Raw genomic sequence first — 21,999 nt, 5'->3', positions numbered from 1 at the left:
CAGAGTAAGTGCCCGCGACGGTTGCGCGGTTCAGGCTCAAGCTTATGTCAGCAGATTTTTACTTGCAGGCGTGCCACTCAAGTGCCGCGCCGGTCGACCAGTGCGCGGGCGATGGTGCCGAGATCGACATACTCCAGCTCGGCCCCGGCGGGCACGCCGCGCGCCAGACGCGTAACGCGCAGGCCGCGCGGACGCAGGGTTTCGGCGATGACGTGCGCCGTCGCCTCGCCTTCGTTGGTGAAGTTGGTCGCCAGAATCACCTCTTCCACCGCGCCGTCGAGCGCGCGGGTCATCAGCCGGTCGAGACCGATTTCCTTCGGCCCCAGGCCATCGAGCGGGCTGATGCGGCCCATGAGCACGAAATACAGGCCGTGGTAGGTGAGCGTCTGCTCTACCGCGGCGAGATCGGCGGGGCTTTCCACCACGCAAAGCTGGCGGGCGTCGCGTCTGGGGTCGGCGCAGATGCTGCAGACCGCGTCTTCGGTGAGGGTGTTGCAGCGCGCGCAGCGTTGCACCGCGCCCAGCGCCGTGTCGAGCGCGCGGGCGATGTGCTGCGCGGCCTCGCGGTCGTGTTCGAGCAGGTGATAGGCCATACGCGACGCCGACTTCGGCCCGACGCCGGGCAAATGCCGCAGGGCGTCGATCAGCGCGTCGAGCGCGGGCACATGGCCGGGCGCGGCCTCATGCATGACGTGTCGAGGTCAAGTTCGGGGCCACTTCAGTTCAACTTCGCCCGTCGCTCAGAACGGCAGCTTCATGCCGGGCGGCAGGGGCATGCCCGCGGTGGCGGCGCCCATTTTTTCCTGCGATGTGGCCTCGGCCTTGCGCACCGCGTCGTTGAAGGCGGCGGCCACCAAGTCTTCGAGCATGTCGCGGTCTTCGGCCACCAGGCTGGGGTCGATGTTCACGCGCTTGACGCCGTATTTGCAGGTCATCGTCACCTTCACCAAGCCCGCGCCAGACTGGCCTTCGACCTCGATCTGGCCAAGCTCGTCCTGGACGCGCTTGAGGTTGTCTTGCATCTGCTGCGCCTGCTTCATCAGGCCGGAAAGTTGTCCTTTGTTGAACATGGGGTGTCCTTCGATTGAGAAATGAAATCGCCGCGCGTGCAGCAACGCGGCATTGTCGGTCAGGCCGATGTCGGCTGCGCTGACGGGGGCATGGGTTTGAGGCTGCCGGGCACGATTTGCGCGCCCAGATCGTGCATGAGCTGCTGCACCAGCGGATCGTTGCGTATCGCGGCTTCGGCATCGGCCTGCGCCTGGGCCTTGGCGCGCGCGTCGCGCTGCATCACGCTGTCGGTCACTTCGCCGGCCTCGGCGCGCAGCACGATGTCTTGCCCCAAGGCCAGACGCACGGCGGTCTGCAGCTTGTCGAGCGAACCGGCGCGGGTGAGCTGTTCGTTGGGCACGCGCAGCAGCCACTCCGTGCCCTGAATGGCCACCAGTTCGCTTTGCTGCGCCAGCGCGCGCGGCAGGCCCGCTGGCACGTCGAGCCGCTGCACCAGCGTGGGCCAGTCGGTATCAGACGCGATGTGAGGCGCGATGTGGGGCGTGATCTGCAGGGGCGGCTTGATGTCGGCGGGGCGGGGTGGCGTGGGCTGCGGCGGGGTTTGCGGTTCGGGCTTTGCCGCATAGCTTGTCGAGGGCGCTTCCTCCGCGGCGAGCACGGGAGCGGCGGGCGCCAATGGGGCGCTCAAGGTTGCTGCGGTACGCGGCATGGCCTTGGCTGCGGTTTGCACCGTAGGCTTGGCGGACGGCGGCTCGCGCTGCGCAGCGACCTGCGCCGCAGCCGACTGCGACGGTGGCGAAACCGGAGCCGCCGCCTTGGGCAGCGCCAGCCCGCCTGGCGGCAAGCTAGGCACGCTGCCCGCGATGACCGGGGCGAAGGCCAGCAGGCGCAGCAGGGTCATGGTGAAGCCGGTGCGGTCGTCCGGAGCAAGCGACAGCTCGTTGCGGCCGTGCAGCACCGTGGTGTAGGCCAGTTGCACCAGCTCCGGGCTGAGCTGCGCGGCCAGGGCGACCAGCGCTTCATGTTGCGGATCGTCGGCATCGGCGGCCTGCGGCACGAGTTGCAGCAGGGCGATGGTTTGCAGCAGCGCGGCCAGCTCTTCCAGCGCCGCGCCGAAAGACAGACCGCGCGCTTCCAACGCATCGGCCTGATGGATGAGCGCCACACCGTCCTGCGTGGCCAGCGCCTGCAGAATGAGCAGCAGATCGCTGCGATCGACCGTGCCCAGCATCTGCTGCACCGCCTCGGTCTCCACCCGCCCGGCGCAGTAGGCCAGCGCCTGGTCGGTGAGCGAGAGCGCATCGCGCATCGAACCGTGCGCGGCGCGGGCGATGAGGCGCAGCGCGGCGTCGTCTGCCGGCACGTTCTCGGCCTGCAGCACCTGCTGCAAATGGCCGACGATGGCGCCCGGCATCATCTGCTTGAGGTTGAACTGCAGGCAGCGCGACAGCACCGTGACCGGCACTTTCTGCGGGTCTGTGGTGGCGAGCACGAACTTCACATAATCGGGCGGCTCTTCCAGCGTCTTCAACATGGCGTTGAAGGCGTGGTTCGAGAGCATGTGCACCTCGTCGATCATGTACACCTTGAAGCGCCCCGCCGTGGGCTTGTAGACCGCCTGCTCCAGCAGCGTGGTCATGTCTTCGACGCCGCGATTGGAGGCGGCGTCGAGCTCGATGTAATCGACAAAACGCCCGGCGTCGATCTCGGTGCACGCCGGGCACACGCCGCACGGCTGGCTGGTGACGCCGCCCTGCCCATCCGGCCCGGTGCAATTGAGCGCCTTGGCCAGAATGCGCGACACCGTGGTCTTGCCCACCCCGCGCGTGCCGGTAAACAAATAGGCGTGATGCAGACGGTCGTGGTCGAGCGCATGCGTGAGCGCCCGCACCACATGGTCTTGTCCCACGAGGGAGGCGAATGATTTAGGGCGCCACTTGCGCGCCAGCGCGACGGAAGTCATGGGCCGGATTCTAGGAGCCTGCCGGGCTTGGGTCGCGTAGAGCGAAAAAAGGGTGTAGGGATGGCCTGTGGCGGCGGATTTGCCGCTCCATAGCCGAAGCTATGGAGCAAGAAGCCGCTGCCGCAGGACGCCGTACAGCCTTTTTGCAGCCCGCGATTCCCAAGTCCGACAGGCTCCTGGGAGCCTGCATCATCCCCTCTGGCTGAATCCAAAACCGTCGTGGCGCCGTAGAGAGAACAAACCCCAATCCAAGCAGACCTGCCGCCCGCTGACACCTTGCTCCACGCCCCATGCGCCCTTCCTTGCCGACCCTGACCCGACTCTGCCAGCGTCTCGCCCTGGCCTGCCTCGCCCCGCTCATGGTCGCCTGTTCGCCAGTCACCCTGATCAACCGGCTCACCCCGACCGACACCTACAGCTTCAGTGGCGACATCGCCTACGGTTCCGCCCCGCGCGAAGCGCTGGACATCTACCGGCCCAACGCTGCCACGCTGCGCAAGCCCCAGCCCGGCGGTGCCCCGGTGGTCGTGTTTTTCTACGGCGGCAGCTGGACCAGCGGCAACCGCGCCATGTACCGTTTCGTCGGCGAGGCGCTGGCCGCACGCGGCATCGTCACCGTCATTGCCGACTACCGCCTCTATCCCGAAGTGCGCTACCCCGACTTCCTGCGCGACAACGCCCGTGCCGTCGCCTGGACGGCGCAGCACATCGCCCAGTGGGGCGGCAACCCGCACCAGATCTACCTCATGGGCCACAGCGCCGGGGCCTACAACGCCGCCATGCTGGCGCTCGACCCGCGCTGGCTGCACGCCGCCGGGCTGCGCCGCGCCGATCTGGCCGGGTGGATCGGGCTGGCCGGGCCCTACGACTTTCTGCCCATCACCGACCGAGAAGTCCAGCCCGTCTTTCACTTCCCCGACTACCCCGCCGGCTGCATGCCCATCGACTACGTTCACGACGCCCGCGTGCCGCGCACCTTCCTCGGCGCAGCGCGCGTCGACAGCCTGGTCAACCCGCAGCGCAACACCGTGCAACTCGCCCAAGCCCTGAAGGCCGACGGCGCCCAGGTCACGCTCGACCTCTACCCAGGCGTCAACCACGAAACCCTCATCGGCTCGTTCGCCACCCCGCTGCGCTGGATGTCGCCCGTGCTCGACGACGTGGTGGATTTCGTGCACGATGCCCCTCAGCCGAGCACGGCAGCTCTTGCTGCCACTCAAGCCACGCCCTGATCGACGGCCTTCCGCCGTGCTGGCGGAGCACCCAAAGTTGTCTTCCGTCCGCACCCGCGGGCGGTTGGGAGACCGCTCATGCCCACCCTCACCCGAGCCCTCGCGACCCGCAGCCCAAGCTCGCGGCCGCGCTCAGCCTGGCCGCCCCGCTATTCAGTGAGCTTGCCGATGATCTTCACCGCAATACCCCCGCCCGGCACCATCGCACCGGCCAATTCGCAACCCGCGTCGAGCAGCATCTCGCGGGTCATCACCTTGCTCAGCTTGTCCTTGAACCACTGACCGTTCTCACTGACCTCGCCAGTCAGGCCGTTCACCTCGATGACCCCGCGCTTGTCGGCGGTCGACCAGATGAACTCGAATGCGAACACCGGTCGCCAGTAAAGGTGCAGGCGCTCCACCACAATGGCGTCCGACTGGATGTGATGCGCGTTGATGCTGTTGCCGTTGAGCGCGGTGCTGGCAGCCAGCAGCGCCGCTTGCTGCGGCACCGTGGGCTTGATCAGTTCGTCGCGCTCGATCTGCTCGACCTCGGAAAACTTGTATTTGGTGCGATAGCCATCGAGCGTGCCCGGCTTGATGTCGCGCCCAAGACCATCGGAAAACTGGTCGAAAGCCATCTTGCGGTGACACATCTCGGTCACCGCCAGATCGATGCGCGCCTTGTCGCCCTGCCGCGTCACCTCGTACTGCTCGCCGTTGAGTTCAACTTTGTGCGCATAGGGGTTGTGCACCGGCACCGGGTAGGTCATCTGCGTGGTGTAGTCCACGCTGCGCGTGGAGGTCACATGCCAGAACGGCTCCAGCCGGAACTCTTTGCGGCTCAGGCGCACCGTGTCATCGCGCGGACGGTTGAGCGGGTTGAACTTGGCCAGCATGCCGAACGCCGAGAGCTTTTTCTTCTCCGCCTGTTCCTCAGCGGCGCGGGCCGGGTACACCTCATCGAACAAATAGATGCGGATAGCGGATTCGTCGAGTTGCAAAGTCTGCTGCGGGAAGCTCATCGCGGGTGGTCCTGAGAGGGTGTCGCCTTGTTGGCGGCCGGGTTTCGGTGTTCAAAGTCTAAGCGCATGCCAGATCGCCAAGCTCACCCCCGCCAGCCCTGCCCCTCGCGCCGGGCGCGGCCCAGGGCTTCGAGGGTGTCGAGGATGCGGGGCAGGCTTTTTTTCCAGGGGCCGCGGCCTTTGAAGCGCGAGGTGAGCGCTTCGAGGTCGAGCGGCTGCGCGCTGGCGGCGAGCAGGTCGGCCACGGCGCGCATCTGTTCGGGCAGGGTGGACGACCATGGCTGAGCGGGCGGCTCGGGGCTGCGGGCGGGGGTGGCGGCCACGGGCTGCGCCCCCGCACCCTCCATGCCAAGCGTGGCTTGGGTGGGTGGCGCGGCGCTGGGTTGCGGGTGCTGGAACGCCGGGCGCAGCCAGCGCACGGTGCCTGCGGCTTCTTCGGCAGCGCGGGCGTGGTTGAGGGCGAGCAGTCGGGTGAGCAGGGTGAGGGTGGCAGCCCGAGCAAGGTCTGCGGCGCCAGTCTCCCCTCCCCGGCCCTCCCCACAAGTGGAGAGGGGGCGAGGCGGCGCGGCGAGGTCGCTCCAGCCGTAGGCGGCCAGCACGGCGGCGTCGAGTTCGGCGTGCAGTTCGGCGAGCACGGCGACCAGGCCGAGTTGATGCACCGTGCGCTCTTTGGGAGTGAGGGCGCGGCCTGCGCGCAGGGCGTCGAGCACGTTGTAGAGCGCGGTGAGGCTGAGGGTGCCGGGGTGAGCGGCGAGCACTTGTTTGCGGTGGGCGTCGATGGCTTCGGCGCGTTCGGCGATGCGCTGGCGCAGCGCGGGGGTGAGGCCGGTGTCGGCGTCGGGGAAGGGGAAGGTTTCGAAGCAGCGGGTTTTGTTGTAGCGTGGCCGATCTTCCAAAGTGCCCCCCATCGCCAGCGCCCAGACGATGTGCACGCGGCTGGACAGCACGCCGAGGTGGAAGGCATCGTCGCTGGCGATCGCGACCAGCATGTTGTCGGGCAGGATGGACACGTCGAGGAACTGGAAGGTGCGGTGCTTGGCGGTTTCGACGGTGGCGATATAGCGCGGCAGGCCGGCGAGTTGTTTGCGCAGCATCGGATTGGTTTCTCCGAACAGCCACCATTTCTCGCGGCGGCTTGCGCGGTTGTTCTGGTCGCGTTCGGGCTTCACGCGTTCGAGCAGCCATTGATAGACGGCCGGGTAGCGGCTGCGCACTTGCTCGGCGTCGAGGCCGAAGAGGTCGATGACGAGCACGCCGCGCGGGGCGTCGGTGAGGTCGCGGCCGTTGCGGTAGGGGCGCACGATCTCCCCCTCCCAACCTCCCCCACGGGGTGGGGGAGGAGCAAGGCTGGCTGTGTTTGCTCCCTCTCCACTCGTGGGGAGGGCCGGGGTGGGCATGTCCTTTCCAACATCTCCCCTGCGTGGGAGATGTGTGATTGCTCCCTCTCCACTTGTGGGGAGGGCCGGGGTGGGGCGCAGCGCAGCGGCTTGCTCGGGGGTGACGATGAATCCGGCGCCAAAGAGTTGCACGCCGCGATTGCTCAAACCCAGATCGGCCCGCAAAGCCTGCGCTGACAACAGGTTCGGCCCCACCGTCAAATCCGCGTGAATCAGCCCGGTCTGCTCGCGCAGTTGCACGGTCATTTCGCCGTGTTCGCCGGGGGTCTCGGCGATGACGGTCTGCAGGCGACCTTCGCCGGCGCCGGCTTCGGCCACGGTCATGGCGATGCGCACGGCGGCGCCGCTGGCGCTGTCCACCCAGGGGTGGTCGGGGATGGCGTAAACGAGGTGTAAATCTGCGTTGAGGGCGCTTTGCACCACGCGGCGGTTGAAGGTCTGGCGCAGGCTGTTGGTGGTGATGAAGCCGAAGCGCTGCGCCTGGCCCGCGGCCACTTTGCGCGCGGCGGCGTGCCACCAGTACATGACGAAGTCGGCGCTCTCGGGCATGTCGGGCCACGCGCTGCGCAGGGCGTCCACATAGCCGTCGCCCAGCGCCGCACGCATGGCGGCGGCGCCGATGAAAGGCGGGTTGCCGACGATGTAGTCGGCCTGCGGCCAGTCGGCGGGGCGGGGTTGGTCGTAGGCCCATTGCGGCACTTGGGCGGCGGGGTCGGGGACGGGCTCGCCGGTGGCGGGGTGGACGGTGTAGGTGCGGCCGTCCCAGCGGGTGCGGGGCTGGCCCTGGGCGTCGAGCAGGGGGCGCTGGGCGCTCCAGGCGAGCACAGCGTCGCGGCAGGCGATGTTGCCGTAGTCGTGCACGACGGGTTCGGCCACGGCGGGGTCGCCGCGGGTGCGGATGTGCCATTGCAGGTAGCCGATCCACAGCACGAGTTCGGCCAGCGCGGCGGCGCGGGCGTTGACTTCGAGGCCGAGAAGCTGCTGCGGGGTGACGGTTTCGCCCTCTAACGCGAGTTTGTTCTGGGTTTCGCCTAAAGCGGCAAGCTGGTTGAGCACTTCGCCTTCGAGGCGCTTGAGGTGTTCGAGGGTGACGTAGAGGAAGTTGCCGCTGCCGCAGGCGGGGTCGAGCACGCGCAGGGTGCACAAGCGGTGATGAAAGCGGCGGAGTTCGGCGCGGGCGGCGTCCATCTTGGCGTCGCGCGGGCGGCCGTCGAGTTCGGCGGCTTCGTGGGCGAGCAGCAGCGCGGCGGCCTGGGCGTCGGCCCATTCGCGGCGCAGGGGTTCCATCACGGTGGGCAGCACGAGGCGTTCGACGTAGGCGCGCGGGGTGTAGTGGGCGCCGAGGGCGTGGCGTTCGGCGGGATCGAGTGCGCGTTCAAGCAGGGCGCCGAAGATGGCGGGCTCGACTTCGCGCCAGTTGGCGCGGGCGGCGGCGAGCAGCAGATCGACCTGCGCGCGGGTGAGCGGCAGCGAATAAGCGTCGTCGGCCGCGCCCTTGAACAACTTGCCGTTGAAGCGCAGCACGGTCTGCGCCAGGGCGACGGAGAAGCCGCCGCGGTCCATGTCGGCCCAGAGGGCGGCGAGCATGCGCTGCAGGGTGACGGGGTCGTCGCGGTGGCGCTTGAGCAGGGTGACGAAGCCGCCTTGGTCGCCCTGCCCGCTCTGTGCACCTTGGCCACCCTGCCCGCCTTCGCCCGCGCCGGGCAGCAGGCCGACGTCTTCGGCGAACATGGAGAACAGGCAGCGGGTGAGGTAGGCGGCGACAAGCTGCGGGGCGTGGCCGCTGGCTTCGAGCGAGCGGGCGAGCTCGGCCAGTTGGGCGGCGACTTCGCGGGTGACGCGGGCGCTGGCGCGGGCGGGGTCGAGGCCGAGCGGGTCGAGCCAGATGCGGCGCAGGGTGTCGCGCACCTCGGCGCGGGCGAGGTCGGCGAGCGCGATGCGGTGGCTGCGCGGATCGGGAAACGGGGTGTAGGTGGCGCCGCTGCGGGTGAATTCGGCGTAAAGCTCGATCACCTGGCCGACATCGACCACGAGCAGAAAGGGCGGACGGCCGCCCGCGGCGAGTTCGGCGGGTTCGAGCGCGCGGGCGTAGCCCTCCGCCTGGGCGCGGGCGCGCAGCAGAGCGTCGTCGAAGCGGCGGGTGTCGGCGCTGGCACGCAGCTTTTTGGCTTCGAGCACGAAGGCGCCGCGCCGGTAGCAGTCGATGCGGCCGGGGCTGCTGCTGCCGTCGCCGTGGCGAAAGGTGATGGGCCGCTCGAACATGTAGTCGAGCTCGGGCGTGGGGTGCGGCACAGGCACGCCGAGCAGCTCGCACAACTCGCGCACAAAGCTCTGCGCGGTGGAGAGTTCGGAGGTGGCAACGCCGCTCCAGCGGGCGATGAAATCGGCGGCGCGGGCGGCGTCGGGGTGTGGGACGGCAGAGGGTGACGTGGAAGGATGGGCGGTCATGGCGTGGGCGGCGTTTGGCGCGATGGTAGGGCGACCGCGCGCTGCCCTTCGGACCGACGTTCGGCGGCTCAGTCGTGCCAGTTCAGCCACTGCAAGCCGGTCACGCGGGAGAATTCGCGTCCGTTGCGCGTAATCAGCGTGGCCTGATGTCGCAAGGCCGTGGCGGCAATCAGGGTGTCGTGCGGGCCGATGGGCGTGCCAGCGGCTTCCAATTCCACACGGATGCGGGCGGCCTGCGCGGCGCATTCGCTATCGAAGGGCAAGATCTGCAGCGGACGAAGCAAGGCGGTCAACGCCGCCAGACGGGGATGCGCAGCTTCTGCGGGCAGGCGCATGAGGCCGTAGCGCAGTTCGTATTCCACAATGGCCGGCACACCGATGTCTGCCGGGGAAAGCGCCTGCAGACGGGGCACGACCTGTGGGTCGCCGCGAAAGTAATAGCTGATGGTGTTGCTGTCGAGCAAAAGCATGACGCGCGATCAAAAGCCCAGGCGCGGCACATCGGCGGGCTGCGCGGCGCCGCCCTCTTCACGTAGCGGAAAATCAGCAAAACGGCCTGCCAGCGCGAGGCAGTCCTGCGGCCATTCCTGCGCGGCATATTTGCGGATGATGTCGGCCACCCAGCGACTTTTCGATACGCCATTGGCCCGGGCGGCCTGATCGACCAGCGCTTGCGTGGCGTCGTCGAGATAGAGGGTGATTTGTGACATGGCGATCTCCCTGCAGTCCGGTAAGTATATGTGGAATTATACTTGTTTGAACAGCAGGGAGCGCCCGTTCACTTCAAGCCGCCACAGCCTGCACCGCGCTACGCGCCAGCCAGCGCTGCAGTCCGGCCAGCAGCAGACCATAGAGCGGCAGCACGCCGAGCACGGCCATTGCCAGCTTGACCGCGTAATCCACCAGCGCGATCTCCACCCAGTGCGCGGCCATGAAGGGGTCGCTGCTGGCGTAGAAGGCGATGGAGAAGAACAGAACGCTGTCCACCAGATTGCCGAACACGCTCGACACCGAGGGCGCCAGCCACCAATGGCGGCTACCGGCCAGCGTGGCGCGCAGGCGGGAGAACACGAAAATGTCGAGCATCTGCCCCACGGCGTAGGCGATGAAACTGCCCATAGCGATGCGGAATACGAACAGGTTGAACCCGCCCAGCGCCGCCCACCCGGCAAACGCGCCGTCGTGAAACAGCACCGAGATGGCGTAGGACAGTACGAGGGCCGGCAGCATCACCCAGCGCACCACGCGCCGCGCCGGGCCCGCCCCGAGCAGCCGGGCGGTGAGATCGGTCGCGACGTAAACCAGCGGGAAGCTGAACGCCGCCCAGGTGGTGTGCAGGCCGAACAGGGTGATGGGCAACTGCACCAGATAGTTGCTGGCGATGATGATGGCGATATGCAGCGCGGCCAGAGCGGCCACGACGGCGCGCTGGCGAGCAGCGCTCAAGTCAAGCGTGAACAACATGGACGACCTTTTTGCTTGGACGGTGGGTAAGGGAACCACCGGCGGCTGGCGCTCTATCGCGCAGCCTAGTTGTGAAAAAGCGCAATTTTAAGCCACAGCGTCGTGTGCTCGCCGCGCGCCGCTCGCAGACAACCCAAGGCCGTCCGAAGTTGGCTTGCCGCCCGCGTTGGCGCTCAGTATCGCCCGAGCACCGATTGACCGAAGCCCTGCAGCGGCCCCAGTGGATTGCGCGTGGTCTCCACCTCAGAGATTTCAGGCTGCCCGCCCCAGAGCTTATAGACCACGCGATCATCCACCACGAGCAAGAGCATGTTGAAACGCCAGCCGGTAGTGACGGTTTCGCGATGGAAGTCGAGAAAGTCGAGCCAGAAATTGCCCACCCGCTCGCGGTCGATATGGCGCTGGTCGATCTCAAAACCACGACAGGCGGTTTGCGCCTGCATGCAGTCGCGGATGCCGGGGTCGAGGGCCAAGTCATTGCCCGAGGGCGGCAGCAGCCGCCGCACGATGTCGGCGTAGTTCAGGATGGTGATATTGGGCGTGGTCAACGGGTCGATGCCCTCCTGACGCAACTGGGCGGTTGTGGTGCGGTAAGGCGTAATCCGTTCATACGCGGCATGCGCCTGGGAGAAGTTGCTCCAGGGCTTGCTGGTCTGCGCCTCGCCGCGCGGCAGCAATGCGGCGCAACCGCTGAGCGCCCCGGCCAGATACAGACTGGAAACCGCGGCGAGGAGGCCTCGCCAGAGCGAATACCTTGCAGAACGGCTGGAATCAGGACAAGACATTTATTGAGTGTAGAACGGCGCGACGCGCGCCCGTAAAATCGGGCGCTTTGCTCGGGCGTCGCGTCATTTGCCGCGCCCAGCGCATTTCATCCGAACCGCGACATGCCGCCGCGCACCCGCACATTCCCATGACCGAACTTGCCAAATCGTTTGAGCCCCACAACATCGAAGCCCGCTGGACTCAGCGCTGGGAAGAACTGGGCGTGTTCGCCCCCACGCTGGACGCCGCCAAACCGTCGTTCTGCGTGCAACTGCCGCCGCCCAACGTCACGGGCACGCTGCACATGGGCCATGCGTTCAACCAAACGGTGATGGATACCCTGGTGCGCTACCACCGCATGCGCGGCGACAACACCCTGTGGGTGCCGGGCATGGACCATGCGGGCATTGCCACGCAGATCGTGGTGGAGCGGCAATTGCAGGCTGCGGGACTGAGCCGCCACGACCTGGGGCGCGCCAAATTCGTCGAAAAAGTGTGGGAATGGAAGCAGCAGTCGGGCAACACCATCACCGGCCAGATGCGCCGCATGGGCGACTCGGTGAGCTGGGAGCACGAGTACTTCACCATGGACGAAAAGCTGTCCAAGGCCGTGGTGGAGACTTTTGTGCAGCTTTACGAACAAGGCTTGATCTATCGCGGCAAGCGGCTGGTGAACTGGGACCCGGTGCTCAAGAGCGCGGTGAGCGATCTGGAGGTGGAAAGCCAGGAGCACGACGGCTTCATGTGGCACATCCTCTACCCGTTCAGCGACGGGCCGATCGACGGCGTGCGCGGCATGCACATCGCCACCACCCGGCCCGAAACCATGATGGCCGACGGCGCGCTGGCGGTGCATCCAGAAGATGAACGCTACGCCAAGTTCATCGGCAAGTATGTCGATCTGCCGCTGTGCAACCGCAAGATTCCCATCATCGCCGATGGCTTCGTCGAGCGCGATTTCGGCTCGGGCTGCGTGAAAATCACCGGCGCGCACGACTTCAACGACTACGCCTGCGCGCTGCGCCACGACATTCCGCTGATCACCATCTTCACCGACGACGCCCGCATCAACGAAAACGGCCCTGCCGCGTACCAGGGGCTCGACCGCTACGCCGCGCGCAAGGCGCTGCTCAAAGACCTGGAAGCGCAGGGCTTTCTCGAAAAAGCGGTGCCGCACAAAAACATGGTGCCGGTCTGTGCGCGCACCGGCCAGATCGTCGAGCCCATGCTCACCGACCAGTGGTTCGTGGCCACCACCAAGCCCGGCCCGGACGGCAAGAGCGTTGCGCAAAAGGCCATCGACGCGGTGGCCGACGGCGAAGTGAAGTTCGTCCCCGAAAACTGGGTGAACACCTACAACCAGTGGATGGCCAATATTCAGGACTGGTGCATTTCGCGCCAGCTCTGGTGGGGCCACCAGATACCGGCGTGGTATGGCGAGAACGGCGAAATTTTTGTGGCCCGCAGCGAAGCCGAGGCGCGCGACAAGGCGTCTGCAGCGGGCTACAACCGCACGCTCACCCGCGACCCGGACGTGCTCGACACCTGGTATTCCTCCGCACTGGTGCCCTTCTCCACCCTGGGCTGGCCCGAACCGACCAAAGAGATGGACCTGTTCCTGCCCTCCTCGGTGCTGGTGACGGGCTTCGACATCATCTTTTTCTGGGTCGCCCGGATGATCATGATGACCACGCACTTCACCGGCAAAGTGCCGTTCAAGCACGTTTACATCCACGGTCTGGTGCTCGACTCGCACGGCAAGAAAATGAGCAAGAGCGAGGGCAATGTGCTCGACCCGGTGGACCTGATCGACGGCATCGAACTCGCCCCCCTGCTCGACAAACGCACCACCGGCCTGCGCAAACCCGAAACCGCCCCTGCGGTGCGCAAGGCCACCGAGAAAGAATTCCCGAACGGCATTCCGGCCTACGGCGCTGACGCGCTGCGCTTCACCTTTGCCTCGATGGCCACGCTGGGCCGCAATATCAACTTCGACACCAAGCGCTGCGAGGGCTACCGCAACTTCTGCAACAAGCTGTGGAACGCCACGCGCTTCGTGCTGATGCAGGTCGATGGACTCGAAGCCTTCGACCGTGGCATGGATCAATGTGGCGTAGGCAACAGCCCCCACGCTCGCCAAGGCTCGCTGCCCCCCGAGGGGGCGGTCGCCGCCTTGGAGCGGTCCGGCGGCGGCGACTGCGGCCCCGACGGCTATATGCACTTCAGCGCCGCCGACCGCTGGATCGTCTCGCAATTGCAGCGCACCGAACAGCAGGTGGCGCAGGGCTTTGCCGACTACCGCCTGGACTTCGCCGCCCAGGCCATCTACCAATTCGTCTGGGATGAGTATTGCGACTGGTATCTGGAAATCGCCAAAACCCAGATCGCCCACGGCACGCCGCAGCAACAGCGCGCCGCCCGCCGCACCCTGGTGCGCACGCTGGAAACTGTGCTGCGTCTGGCCCACCCCATCATGCCCTTCATCACCGAAGAACTCTGGCAGACCGTCGCGCCGCTGGCCGGGCGCAGCGGCGCCAGCCTGGCCGTGGCGCCCTATCCGCTGGCGCAACCCGAAAAGATCGACGCTGCTGCCGAAGCGGAAATCGCCGCCTTCAAGCAACTGGTCGACGCCTGCCGCAATCTACGCGGCGAACTGGGCGTTTCACCGGCGCAGCGTCTGCCGCTGCTGGCCTGCGGCGACGTGAGCTTGATCGAGCGCCACCGCCTCGCCCTGCAAGCCCTGGCCAAAGTGTCGGAGGTCAAGGTGTTCGCCGACGAGGCCGCTTGGAAAGCTGCCTCGCAATCCGCGCCTACCACCGCGCTGGGCGCCACGCAGTTCGCCCTGTTCGTCGAGGTGGACGCCGCAGCGGAGCACGCGCGCCTGGGCAAGGAAGTGCAGCGTTTGCAAGCCGAAATCGCCAAGGCACAAGGCAAGCTCTCCAACGCCAGTTTCGTCGACCGCGCCCCGGCCGCCGTGGTGGCGCAGGAGCACGAGCGTCTAAGCGATTTCCAGGCGCTGCTGCTCAAGGTGAAAGAGCAGATTGCGCGTTTGCCGACTGCCCCATAAAAAAGTCCCGTGCCCTTCGCAGGGCACGGGACTAGGAGTCTGTCGGGCTTGGGGCGTGGATGGCGAAAAATGGCGGTGTGGATGCCCTGTGGCGGCGGATTTGCCGCTCCATAGCCGTCGCTATGGAGCAAAAAGCCGCTGGCGCAGGGCGCCGCAGCGCCATTTTGCAGCCCGCGATCCTCAAGTCCGACAGACTCCTAGGGTTCAGTCGCCAGAATCGACCGCTAAAGCACGCTCAATCGACGACGTTCTCGGGCTGATTTCGCCCATCCACCTTGCGCTCTTCGGCCTGGTAATCCACCAGTTCACGCAGAGTCTTGCCCGGCTTGAAATGCGGGATGCGCTTCTCGGGCACGGCCACCTGCTCGCCCGAGCGCGGATTGCGCCCGATGCGGGCCGAACGATGGCTGACGCTGAAGCTACCGAAGCCCCGGATTTCGACACGATGCCCGTCATCGAGGGCCTGCGCCAGCGCGTCGAGAATGGTCTTCACAGACAGTTCAGCGTCGCGGTGGGTCAGTTGGGGAAACTGAGCGGCCAGGATTTCAACGAGATCAGAGCGAGTCATAAGGGGTACAGGTGAAAACGGCGGCCCCGGTGAACACCGTAGGCCGCCGCACATCAGGACCGCGTTGGGTTTGCGCCGAGTTCGACGCTACCCAACACAGCAGCCCGCACGGGCGAGTCGATCAATGCAAACGAGCAACGCAACTGATCAAGAGCCTTTGTCCATCTTGGCGCGCAGCAGCGCACCGAGGTTGGTGGTACCGGCTTCGCGGGTGTCGCCCGCCAGACGGTCCATGGCTTCCTGCTGTTCGGCGGCGTCTTTCGCCTTGACCGACAACTGGATGTTGCGGGTTTTGCGGTCGATGTTGACGACGACCGCAGAGACTTGATCGCCTTCCTTGAGCACGTTGCGGGCGTCTTCGACGCGCTCGCGCGAGATCTCGGAAGCACGCAAATAGCCTTCGATGTCGTTGCCCAGATCGATGGTGGCGCCCTTGGGGTCCACCGCCTTCACGGTGCCTTCGACGATCTTGCCCTTGTCATTCAGCGCGGCAAACGACATGAACGGATCGTCGAGCATCTGCTTGATACCCAGCGAAATGCGCTCACGCTCGATGTCGATGGCCAGCACCACAGCCTCGACGTCCTGGCCCTTCTTGTAGTTGCGCACTTCAGACTCGCCGGTGTCGTTCCAGGACAGGTCGGACAGGTGGATGAGGCCGTCGATGCCACCGGGCAAGCCGATGAACACGCCAAAATCGGTGATCGACTTGACCGGGCCGGCAACCTTGTCGCCACGCTTGTGGTTGGCAGCGAATTCGTCCCAGGGGTTGGGGCGGCACTGCTTCATGCCCAGGCTGATACGGCGACGGTCTTCGTCGATTTCCAGCACTTGCACTTCGACTTCGTCGCCCAGTTGCACCACTTTGCTCGGAGCGACGTTTTTGTTGGTCCAGTCCATTTCGGAGACGTGCACCAGGCCTTCGATGCCCGGCTCGATCTCGACGAACGCACCGTACTCGGCGATGTTGGTGATCTTGCCGAACAGACGGGTGCCCGCGGGGTAACGGCGCGAAACGCCATGCCACGGGTCGTCGCCCATCTGCTTGAGGCCCAGGGAAACGCGGCCCTTCTCGGCGTCGAACTTGAGCACTTTGGCCGTGACTTCCTGACCGGGGGTGACCACTTCGCTGGGGTGACGCACACGACGCCAGGCCAGATCGGTGATGTGCAGCAGGCCGTCGATGCCGCCGAGGTCGACGAAGGCGCCGTAGTCGGTGATGTTCTTGACCACGCCGGTGACCAGCGAGCCTTCTTGTAGGGTTTCGAGCAGTTTGGCGCGTTCTTCGCCCTGGCTGGCTTCGACCACGGCGCGGCGCGACAGCACCACGTTATTGCGTTTGCGGTCGAGCTTGATGACCTTGAACTCCATGGTCTTGTTCTCGTACGGCGTGGTGTCCTTCACCGGCCGCGTGTCGAGCAGCGAGCCGGGCAGGAAGGCGCGAATGCCGTTGACCATGACGGTCAGGCCGCCCTTGACCTTGCCGGTCGTGGTGCCTTCGACGAATTCGCCGGTTTCCAGTGCCTTCTCCAGCGACAGCCAGGAGGCCAGGCGCTTGGCCTTGTCGCGCGACAGCACGGTGTCGCCGCGGCCGTTTTCCAGCGCGTCGATGGCAACCGAGACGAAATCGCCGACGTGAACGTCGGCTTCACCCTGATCGTTGTGGAACTCTTCGATGGGGATGTAGGCGTCGGACTTCAGCCCGGCGTTGACCACGACAAAGTTCTGATCGACCGCCACGACTTCGGCGGTAATGACTTCGCCGGTGCGCATGTCGCGTGATTGCAGGGATTCTTCAAACAGTGCGGCAAACGACTCGGTGGAAGCAGCACTTGGGGAGACAGAGGACATTGAGTTAAGACCTTCAAACCACGAAAGACCGTGGGGTTGGAGAGAGAAAAAACTGAGACGCGCAGGGCGCGCGTTCAGACGGATTGACGCCACAAAGCCAACACAGCTTCAACCGTTTGCTCAAGGCTCAAATCGGTGCTGTCAAGCAGTTGGGCGTCTGGCGCGGGCTTCAGCGCAGCCACGTCACGCTGGGTATCGCGTGCGTCGCGCAACTCAAGCTCCGCAAAAACGTCGGCAAGTATAGCGGGAATCCCTTGTGAAATCAATTGCTTATACCGGCGCTCGGCGCGACTGTGGGCACTGGCGGTGAGGAAGACCTTGAGGGGGGCGTCTGGAAAGACGATAGTGCCCATGTCTCGACCATCGGCCACGAGCCCCGGCGCGCGGCGAAAGCTGCGCTGCAAGGCAAACAAGGCTTCGCGCACGGAGGGAATGGCGGCGATGGTCGAAGCGGCTTGCCCGACGGCTTCGGTGCGAAGTTGTGCCGCGTCGAAAACTTGTCCGTTCAGGACGATGCCGCCCGCAGTAAAGGTCACGGGCAGATCGGCCGCGAGCCGGGCCAGCGCGTCGCTGTCGTCCAGCGGCACGCCCTGCTGCAATGCCTCCCAGGCGGTGAGGCGGTAGAGCACGCCCGAGTCGAGGCAATCGAAGCCCAGCGCCTCGGCCACGGCGGTGGCGATACTGCCTTTGCCGGAGGCGGTGGGGCCGTCGATGGCGATGACCGGCACGGGCCGGGCAATGCGGGCAAAGTCGTCGAAATAGCCGGGGTAGGTCTTGGCCACACAGCCCGGATCGAGAATGCGGATGTCGGCATGGCCGAAGCTGGCGAGCGAAAAACACATGGCCATGCGGTGATCGTCGTAAGTGGCGATGGCCGCACTGCGCCACTGCGCTGCGGGCAAGGGATGCACACGCAGCCAGTCGGGGCCGGATTCGACCTGCGCCCCGAGCTTGGTCAACTCGGTGGCCATGGCGTGGATGCGGTCGGTTTCTTTCACGCGCCAACTGCCGATGGCGGTCAGCGTGGTGGGCGCGTCGGCGAACAGCGCGGTCATCGCTAGGGTCATGGCAGCGTCGGGAATGGCCAGACAGTCGATGTCGCCACCGCGCAGCGCGGTCAATCCGGCTTGCAGGCCGTCGGTTTCGATAAAGTCGTCGCCCCAGCGCACCTGGGCGCCGAGGTCTTCGAGCACGCGCGCAAACGCCACGTCGCCCTGAATGCTGTCTCGCCCCACGCCCTCCACCCGCACCGGCGCGCCCCTGCCGTGCCATTGACCCAGCACACCCGCCGCCAGAAAGTAAGAGGCCGACGAAGCATCGCCCTCCACGGCGATACGGCCAGGGCTACGCAAGCGACTGCCCGCAGGAATGACAAACCGCTCCCACCCGGTGCGCTGCACCTGCACGCCAAAGCGCCGCAGCAAGTTGAGGGTGATCTCGATATAGGGTTTGGAAATCAGCTCGCCCTGCACCGCAATGGCGATGTCGTGATCGCTCGCCTTGAGTGGCAGCGCCAGCAGCAGGGCGGTGAGAAACTGGCTGGAGACATCGCCGCGCACGGCCACGTCGCCATTCAGGCGGAAATGGCTGGCCCCGATGTGCAGCGGCGGATAGCCTTCCTGCCCGGTGTAGCGGATGTCGCAACCGAACTGCCGCAGCGCATCGACCAGATCGCCGATCGGGCGTTCATGCATGCGGGGCACGCCGTGCAGCGCATAGTCGCCTCCCAGCAGCGCCAGCGCGGCGGTCAGCGGCCGGATCGCGGTGCCCGCGTTGCCCATGAACAGATCGGCCTGCGCTGCCGGAAAGCGCCCTGCCCCGCCCTGCACATGAGCCGTCTGGCCCTCGCGCCGCACGGCAATGCCCAGCGCTTGCAGCGCAGCGAGCATCACGCGGGTGTCGTCGGAATCGAGCAGGCCGGTGATCTCGGTCTGGCCCTCTGCCAGCGCCGCAAGCAGCAGGACGCGATTGGAAATGCTCTTGGAACCGGGCAGCTTCACCCGTCCGCCCGCGCCGATGAGCGGCGGCAGATCGCGCACCTCAGACTTCATCATCGGACGACGCCGGAGCGTCCCAGCCCTGCCGCACCTGACTGGCGCGGCGAATCAGCGCCTCGACCGCGCTCCAGTTGCCCTGCTGAATCTGCGCTTCAAAACCCGCCAGCGCCTGTTTGTAGAGTTGCAGTTGCCGCAGCACTTCGTCGCGATTGGCCTGCAGCACGTCGCGCCACATGTGCGGATCGCCCCCGGCGATGCGGCTGAAGTCGCGAAACCCCGGTCCGGCCAGTTGCAGAAAAGCGCCGCCCTGCGGCTGGCTGGAGAGCGCATACACATAGCTGAACGCCAGCAGATGCGGCAGGTGGCTGACGGCGGCAAAGGCCGCATCGTGCTCTTCGGGCGACATCACCGAAACCACGCCGCCGATCGACTCCCACGCCTGGGTGGCGATGTCCACAAAGCTGTCGCTGTTGGCCGCAAGCGGCGTGATGACCACGCGCTTGCCGTCGAACAAACCGGCTTCGGCATGCAGCACCCCGCTCTTTTCCTTACCCGCTATGGGATGGCAGGGCACGAACTGGCCTTGCCGCGCGCCGAGTTGCGACTGCGCCGCCGCCACCACATTGCCCTTGGTGCTGCCGACGTCCATCACCAGGGCGTGGGGCTCCAGCCCGTGCCGCAACTGCTTGAGCAGATCGCCGGTGGACACCACCGGCACGGCCAGCAGCACGAGATCTGCGCCATGCACCGCACGCAGCGCCGAATCGGCCTCCTCGTCGATGATGCCGCGTTCCAGCGCGGTGCGGGTGGTCGTGGGCGACTTGCTGTAGCCCACGACGCGCCGCGCCAGCTTGGCTCGACGCGCAGCCAGGGCGAACGAGCCACCGAGCAGACCGACCCCGAGAATGGCCAGACGCTCGAACTGCACAGAGGCTTCGTCGCCGATCACAGTGTCCATGGCCTCAGCTTGCGGCATAGTGGTCGCGCAGTGCGGCGATACAGGTGGCGTTTTCCGCCTCGGTACCCACCGAGATGCGCAGCCATTGGGGCAGTCCGTAGTTGTCCACCGGACGGGCGATCACGCCGCGCTGCAACAGCGCCAGATTCAATCGCGCGCCAGCCTTTGCGTCATCGCCCACCTTCACCAGAATGAAGTTGCCTTGCGAGGGGATGTAGCGCAGGCCCAGCGCCTCGAACGCCGCAGCCAACTGCGCCTGACCGGCGCGGTTGACCGCATAGGCCTGATCGATGAAAGCCAGATCGTCCAGCGCGGCAAGCGCCGCGGCCTGTCCTAGCGTGCTGGTGTTGAAGGCCGAGCGCACCCGGTTGAGCACATCGGTCAGCGCCGGCTGCGACACGCCGTAGCCCATGCGCAGGCCCGCCAGGCCGTAAGCCTTGGAAAAGGTGCGCGAAACAATCAGATTGGGAAATTCGCGCACCCAAGCCATGCTGTCATAACGCAGCGCGGGTTCGATGTATTCCACATAGGCTTCGTCGAGCACCACGGCGATGTGCGGCGGCACCTTGCGCAGAAAGTCGTGCAGCTCGCCAGCCGGCAAAAACGTGCCGGTTGGATTGTTGGGGTTCGCCACGAAGATCAGCTTGGTCTGCGGGGTGATGGCGGCCAGCATGGCCGACAGGTCGTGACCAAAATCGCGGTCGGGCACGACCTGATGCGTTGCCCCCACGCCCTGCACCGCTTGCGTGTAAACGATGAAGCTGTAGCGCGAATACATGCCGGCATCGGCGTCGGTCAGCAAGGCGCGCGCGGCCATTTCCAGCAGGTCGCTCGAACCATGGCCGAGGGTGATCCACTCGGCCGGCACACTCAGCTTGCTGGCCAGCGCCTGTTTCAGCGCGTAGCCGTCGTTGTCGGGGTAGCGGGTGCTATCGGCCATCGCGGCCATGATGGCCTCACGCGCCTTGGGCGACATGCCCAGCGGGTTTTCATTCGAGGCCAGCTTGACGATGCGCTCGGGCTGCAAACCAAACTGCCGCGCGACTTCGGCGATGGGCTTGCCCCCGACGTAAGGTGAAATGGCCTGGACGTAATCGGCGCCCCAGCGGGCTTGGGTGGCGTGTTGTTCTGACATGTTCAATCTCTCGGGAGATGCGAGCCGTGCTCAGCTCAGTTGTCGCGTGGTTTTTTATCGATGGGGTAGGAGCCCAGGCACTTGTACATCGCGCACACCCCTTGCAGCTCGCGCAAAGCGGTCGCCACCCGAGGCTCGTCTTGATGCCCTTCGACGTCGATATAAAAAGCGTATTCCCATTCGCCCGAGCGCGCCGGGCGCGACTCGAACCGGGTCATGCTCACCCCATGCGTGGCCAGCGGTTTGAGCAGGTCGTACACCGCACCGGCGCGGTTGGGCACGGAGAGGATGAGGCTGGTGCGGTCGGACCCGGTGGGTTCGGGCTGCGCCGCGCCGAGCACGACAAAGCGCGTGGTGTTCTGCGCCTCATCCTGAATGGCGCGCGCGGCGATGTGCAGGCCGTAAAGCACCGCGGTCGCCTCGGCGGCGATCCCGGCGATGCTGGCGTCTTCCGCAGCCAGCCGGGCGCCCTCGGCATTGCTCGATACGGGACGAATTTCGGCATTGGGCAGATGCGCACGCAGCCAGCCTGCGCACTGGGCCAAAGCTTGAGGATGCGCAGCGACCGTCTGGATGCCCTGTAGATCGGGCATCTGCCGCATCAGGAAATGCCGCACCGGCAAACTGACCTCGCCGCACAGATGCACCGGATGCGCCAGCAGCAGATCCATGCTCCGCGCCACCGCGCCTTCGGTACTGTTTTCCACCGGCACGATGGCGAACTCGCTCTCACCACTCAAATAGCTGCGAAACACATCGTCGATGGTCGCGCAGGGAAAGCCTTGCGCACTGGCACCGAAGAACCGCCGCGCCGCCTGCTCGCTGAACGTGCCCGCAGGGCCCAGATACGCCACGCGCTGCGGCGCCTCCAGCGCGCGGCAGGCCGACATGACTTCGCGCCATATGGCGCTCACGCCGGCATTGCGCAGCGGCCCGGCATTGTGCTCATGCAGCTTTTCGATCACCTGACGTTCACGCTCGGGACGGAACACCGGCATGTTCAAACGCTGTTTGATATGGCCGATCTGCTGCGCGGCTTCGGCCCGCTGGTTGAGCAGCGCCAGAATCTGTTTGTCGAGGGCGTCGATCTGGTCACGCCAGGGGCTCAGGTCATCTTGGGAATCTTGGCTCATCGGATT

The 21,999-nt window shown here is 66.1% G+C and carries 17 protein-coding genes; 2 read left to right on the top strand and 15 right to left on the bottom strand.

From position 1 onward, the window contains the following. Positions 1 to 77: 77 nt before the first annotated feature. The 3 genes from recR to dnaX are packed head-to-tail and all read right to left on the bottom strand — an operon-like array spanning position 78 to position 2,974. On the bottom strand, positions 78 to 689 hold the full coding sequence (recR, locus tag B3H47_RS00585; protein ID WP_286985390.1) for a recombination mediator RecR: 612 nt from the start codon (positions 687 to 689) through the stop codon (positions 78 to 80). Positions 690 to 740: 51 nt separating this feature from the next. Further along, a complete protein-coding gene (locus B3H47_RS00580; RefSeq protein WP_013106234.1) occupies positions 741 to 1,070 on the bottom strand; it encodes a YbaB/EbfC family nucleoid-associated protein in 330 nt (109 codons plus the stop codon). Between the two features lie 59 nt (positions 1,071 to 1,129). Then, complete coding sequence (dnaX, locus tag B3H47_RS00575) at positions 1,130 to 2,974, bottom strand: DNA polymerase III subunit gamma/tau (RefSeq protein WP_286985389.1); 1,845 nt, start codon at positions 2,972 to 2,974, stop codon at positions 1,130 to 1,132. Between the two features lie 290 nt (positions 2,975 to 3,264). Here dnaX and B3H47_RS00570 point away from each other — a divergent pair, with 290 nt between their 5' ends. Then, positions 3,265 to 4,206 carry an alpha/beta hydrolase gene (locus B3H47_RS00570; protein WP_286985388.1) on the top strand — a complete coding sequence of 314 codons (942 nt, stop codon included), beginning with the start codon at positions 3,265 to 3,267 and terminating at the stop codon, positions 4,204 to 4,206. 149 nt (positions 4,207 to 4,355) lie between these two features. Here B3H47_RS00570 and B3H47_RS00565 read toward each other — a convergent pair whose 3' ends face one another. From B3H47_RS00565 to B3H47_RS00540, 6 genes are all read right to left on the bottom strand, one after another. Then, positions 4,356 to 5,210, bottom strand: coding sequence for a hypothetical protein (locus B3H47_RS00565; RefSeq protein WP_286985386.1), 855 nt, complete (start codon positions 5,208 to 5,210; stop codon positions 4,356 to 4,358). A gap of 83 nt (positions 5,211 to 5,293) precedes the next feature. Beyond that, a complete protein-coding gene (locus tag B3H47_RS00560) occupies positions 5,294 to 9,055 on the bottom strand; it encodes a class I SAM-dependent DNA methyltransferase (RefSeq protein WP_286985385.1) in 3,762 nt (1,253 codons plus the stop codon). Between the two features lie 68 nt (positions 9,056 to 9,123). Further along, a complete protein-coding gene (locus B3H47_RS00555) occupies positions 9,124 to 9,525 on the bottom strand; it encodes a type II toxin-antitoxin system VapC family toxin (protein WP_013106239.1) in 402 nt (133 codons plus the stop codon). A 9-nt stretch (positions 9,526 to 9,534) separates the two neighbouring features. Continuing rightward, positions 9,535 to 9,765, bottom strand: a complete 231-nt coding sequence (locus B3H47_RS00550) for a CopG family transcriptional regulator (protein ID WP_286985383.1) — start codon at positions 9,763 to 9,765, stop codon at positions 9,535 to 9,537. A gap of 73 nt (positions 9,766 to 9,838) precedes the next feature. After that, positions 9,839 to 10,519: a 7-cyano-7-deazaguanine/7-aminomethyl-7-deazaguanine transporter gene (locus B3H47_RS00545; protein ID WP_276727177.1), complete on the bottom strand. Its 681-nt coding sequence runs from the start codon at positions 10,517 to 10,519 to the stop codon at positions 9,839 to 9,841. Between the two features lie 173 nt (positions 10,520 to 10,692). Then, on the bottom strand, positions 10,693 to 11,304 hold the full coding sequence (locus tag B3H47_RS00540; protein ID WP_286985382.1) for a hypothetical protein: 612 nt from the start codon (positions 11,302 to 11,304) through the stop codon (positions 10,693 to 10,695). Positions 11,305 to 11,432: 128 nt separating this feature from the next. Here B3H47_RS00540 and B3H47_RS00535 point away from each other — a divergent pair, with 128 nt between their 5' ends. Beyond that, positions 11,433 to 14,351, top strand: coding sequence for a valine--tRNA ligase (locus tag B3H47_RS00535; protein ID WP_286985381.1), 2,919 nt, complete (start codon positions 11,433 to 11,435; stop codon positions 14,349 to 14,351). A gap of 235 nt (positions 14,352 to 14,586) precedes the next feature. Here B3H47_RS00535 and B3H47_RS00530 read toward each other — a convergent pair whose 3' ends face one another. From B3H47_RS00530 to pheA, 6 genes are all read right to left on the bottom strand, one after another. Next, positions 14,587 to 14,919 (bottom strand): integration host factor subunit beta, encoded by a 333-nt coding sequence (locus B3H47_RS00530; protein WP_013106244.1) that lies wholly within the window; start codon positions 14,917 to 14,919, stop codon positions 14,587 to 14,589. A 147-nt stretch (positions 14,920 to 15,066) separates the two neighbouring features. Further along, on the bottom strand, positions 15,067 to 16,770 hold the full coding sequence (gene rpsA / locus B3H47_RS00525; protein ID WP_286985380.1) for a 30S ribosomal protein S1: 1,704 nt from the start codon (positions 16,768 to 16,770) through the stop codon (positions 15,067 to 15,069). 74 nt (positions 16,771 to 16,844) lie between these two features. Next, positions 16,845 to 18,824: a bifunctional 3-phosphoshikimate 1-carboxyvinyltransferase/cytidylate kinase gene (locus B3H47_RS00520; protein WP_286985379.1), complete on the bottom strand. Its 1,980-nt coding sequence runs from the start codon at positions 18,822 to 18,824 to the stop codon at positions 16,845 to 16,847. Beyond that, positions 18,811 to 19,725, bottom strand: coding sequence for a prephenate dehydrogenase (locus B3H47_RS00515; RefSeq protein ID WP_286985378.1), 915 nt, complete (start codon positions 19,723 to 19,725; stop codon positions 18,811 to 18,813). The genes B3H47_RS00520 and B3H47_RS00515 overlap by 14 nt, the downstream gene beginning before the upstream one ends. 4 nt (positions 19,726 to 19,729) lie before the next feature. Continuing rightward, positions 19,730 to 20,860, bottom strand: coding sequence for a histidinol-phosphate transaminase (gene hisC / locus B3H47_RS00510; RefSeq protein ID WP_286985377.1), 1,131 nt, complete (start codon positions 20,858 to 20,860; stop codon positions 19,730 to 19,732). A 35-nt stretch (positions 20,861 to 20,895) separates the two neighbouring features. Next, entirely contained in the window at positions 20,896 to 21,993 is a 1,098-nt protein-coding gene (pheA, locus tag B3H47_RS00505; RefSeq protein ID WP_013123469.1) for a prephenate dehydratase, read from the bottom strand. Positions 21,994 to 21,999 lie beyond the last annotated feature (6 nt).

This window comes from Thiomonas sp. UBA7699 (assembly GCF_002482605.1).
Taxonomy (GTDB): domain Bacteria; phylum Pseudomonadota; class Gammaproteobacteria; order Burkholderiales; family Burkholderiaceae_C; genus Thiomonas; species Thiomonas arsenitoxydans.
This window is presented reverse-complemented; position numbering and strand designations above follow the sequence as displayed.

What these genes read in the sequence shown, in the direction of transcription:
- B3H47_RS00560 (WP_286985385.1), bottom strand. Translation starts at nt 9,055, where the DNA reads ATGACCGCCCATCCTTCCACGTCACCCTCTGCCGTCCCACACCCCGAC.
- B3H47_RS00540 (WP_286985382.1), bottom strand. Translation starts at nt 11,304, where the DNA reads ATGTCTTGTCCTGATTCCAGCCGTTCTGCAAGGTATTCGCTCTGGCGA.
- B3H47_RS00520 (WP_286985379.1), bottom strand. Translation starts at nt 18,824, where the DNA reads ATGATGAAGTCTGAGGTGCGCGATCTGCCGCCGCTCATCGGCGCGGGC.
- recR (WP_286985390.1), bottom strand. Translation starts at nt 689, where the DNA reads ATGCATGAGGCCGCGCCCGGCCATGTGCCCGCGCTCGACGCGCTGATC.
- B3H47_RS00515 (WP_286985378.1), bottom strand. Translation starts at nt 19,725, where the DNA reads ATGGACACTGTGATCGGCGACGAAGCCTCTGTGCAGTTCGAGCGTCTG.
- B3H47_RS00565 (WP_286985386.1), bottom strand. Translation starts at nt 5,210, where the DNA reads ATGAGCTTCCCGCAGCAGACTTTGCAACTCGACGAATCCGCTATCCGC.
- B3H47_RS00535 (WP_286985381.1), top strand. Translation starts at nt 11,433, where the DNA reads ATGACCGAACTTGCCAAATCGTTTGAGCCCCACAACATCGAAGCCCGC.
- B3H47_RS00570 (WP_286985388.1), top strand. Translation starts at nt 3,265, where the DNA reads ATGCGCCCTTCCTTGCCGACCCTGACCCGACTCTGCCAGCGTCTCGCC.
- B3H47_RS00550 (WP_286985383.1), bottom strand. Translation starts at nt 9,765, where the DNA reads ATGTCACAAATCACCCTCTATCTCGACGACGCCACGCAAGCGCTGGTC.
- B3H47_RS00545 (WP_276727177.1), bottom strand. Translation starts at nt 10,519, where the DNA reads ATGTTGTTCACGCTTGACTTGAGCGCTGCTCGCCAGCGCGCCGTCGTG.
- hisC (WP_286985377.1), bottom strand. Translation starts at nt 20,860, where the DNA reads ATGTCAGAACAACACGCCACCCAAGCCCGCTGGGGCGCCGATTACGTC.
- B3H47_RS00580 (WP_013106234.1), bottom strand. Translation starts at nt 1,070, where the DNA reads ATGTTCAACAAAGGACAACTTTCCGGCCTGATGAAGCAGGCGCAGCAG.
- pheA (WP_013123469.1), bottom strand. Translation starts at nt 21,993, where the DNA reads ATGAGCCAAGATTCCCAAGATGACCTGAGCCCCTGGCGTGACCAGATC.
- B3H47_RS00530 (WP_013106244.1), bottom strand. Translation starts at nt 14,919, where the DNA reads ATGACTCGCTCTGATCTCGTTGAAATCCTGGCCGCTCAGTTTCCCCAA.
- dnaX (WP_286985389.1), bottom strand. Translation starts at nt 2,974, where the DNA reads ATGACTTCCGTCGCGCTGGCGCGCAAGTGGCGCCCTAAATCATTCGCC.
- B3H47_RS00555 (WP_013106239.1), bottom strand. Translation starts at nt 9,525, where the DNA reads ATGCTTTTGCTCGACAGCAACACCATCAGCTATTACTTTCGCGGCGAC.
- rpsA (WP_286985380.1), bottom strand. Translation starts at nt 16,770, where the DNA reads ATGTCCTCTGTCTCCCCAAGTGCTGCTTCCACCGAGTCGTTTGCCGCA.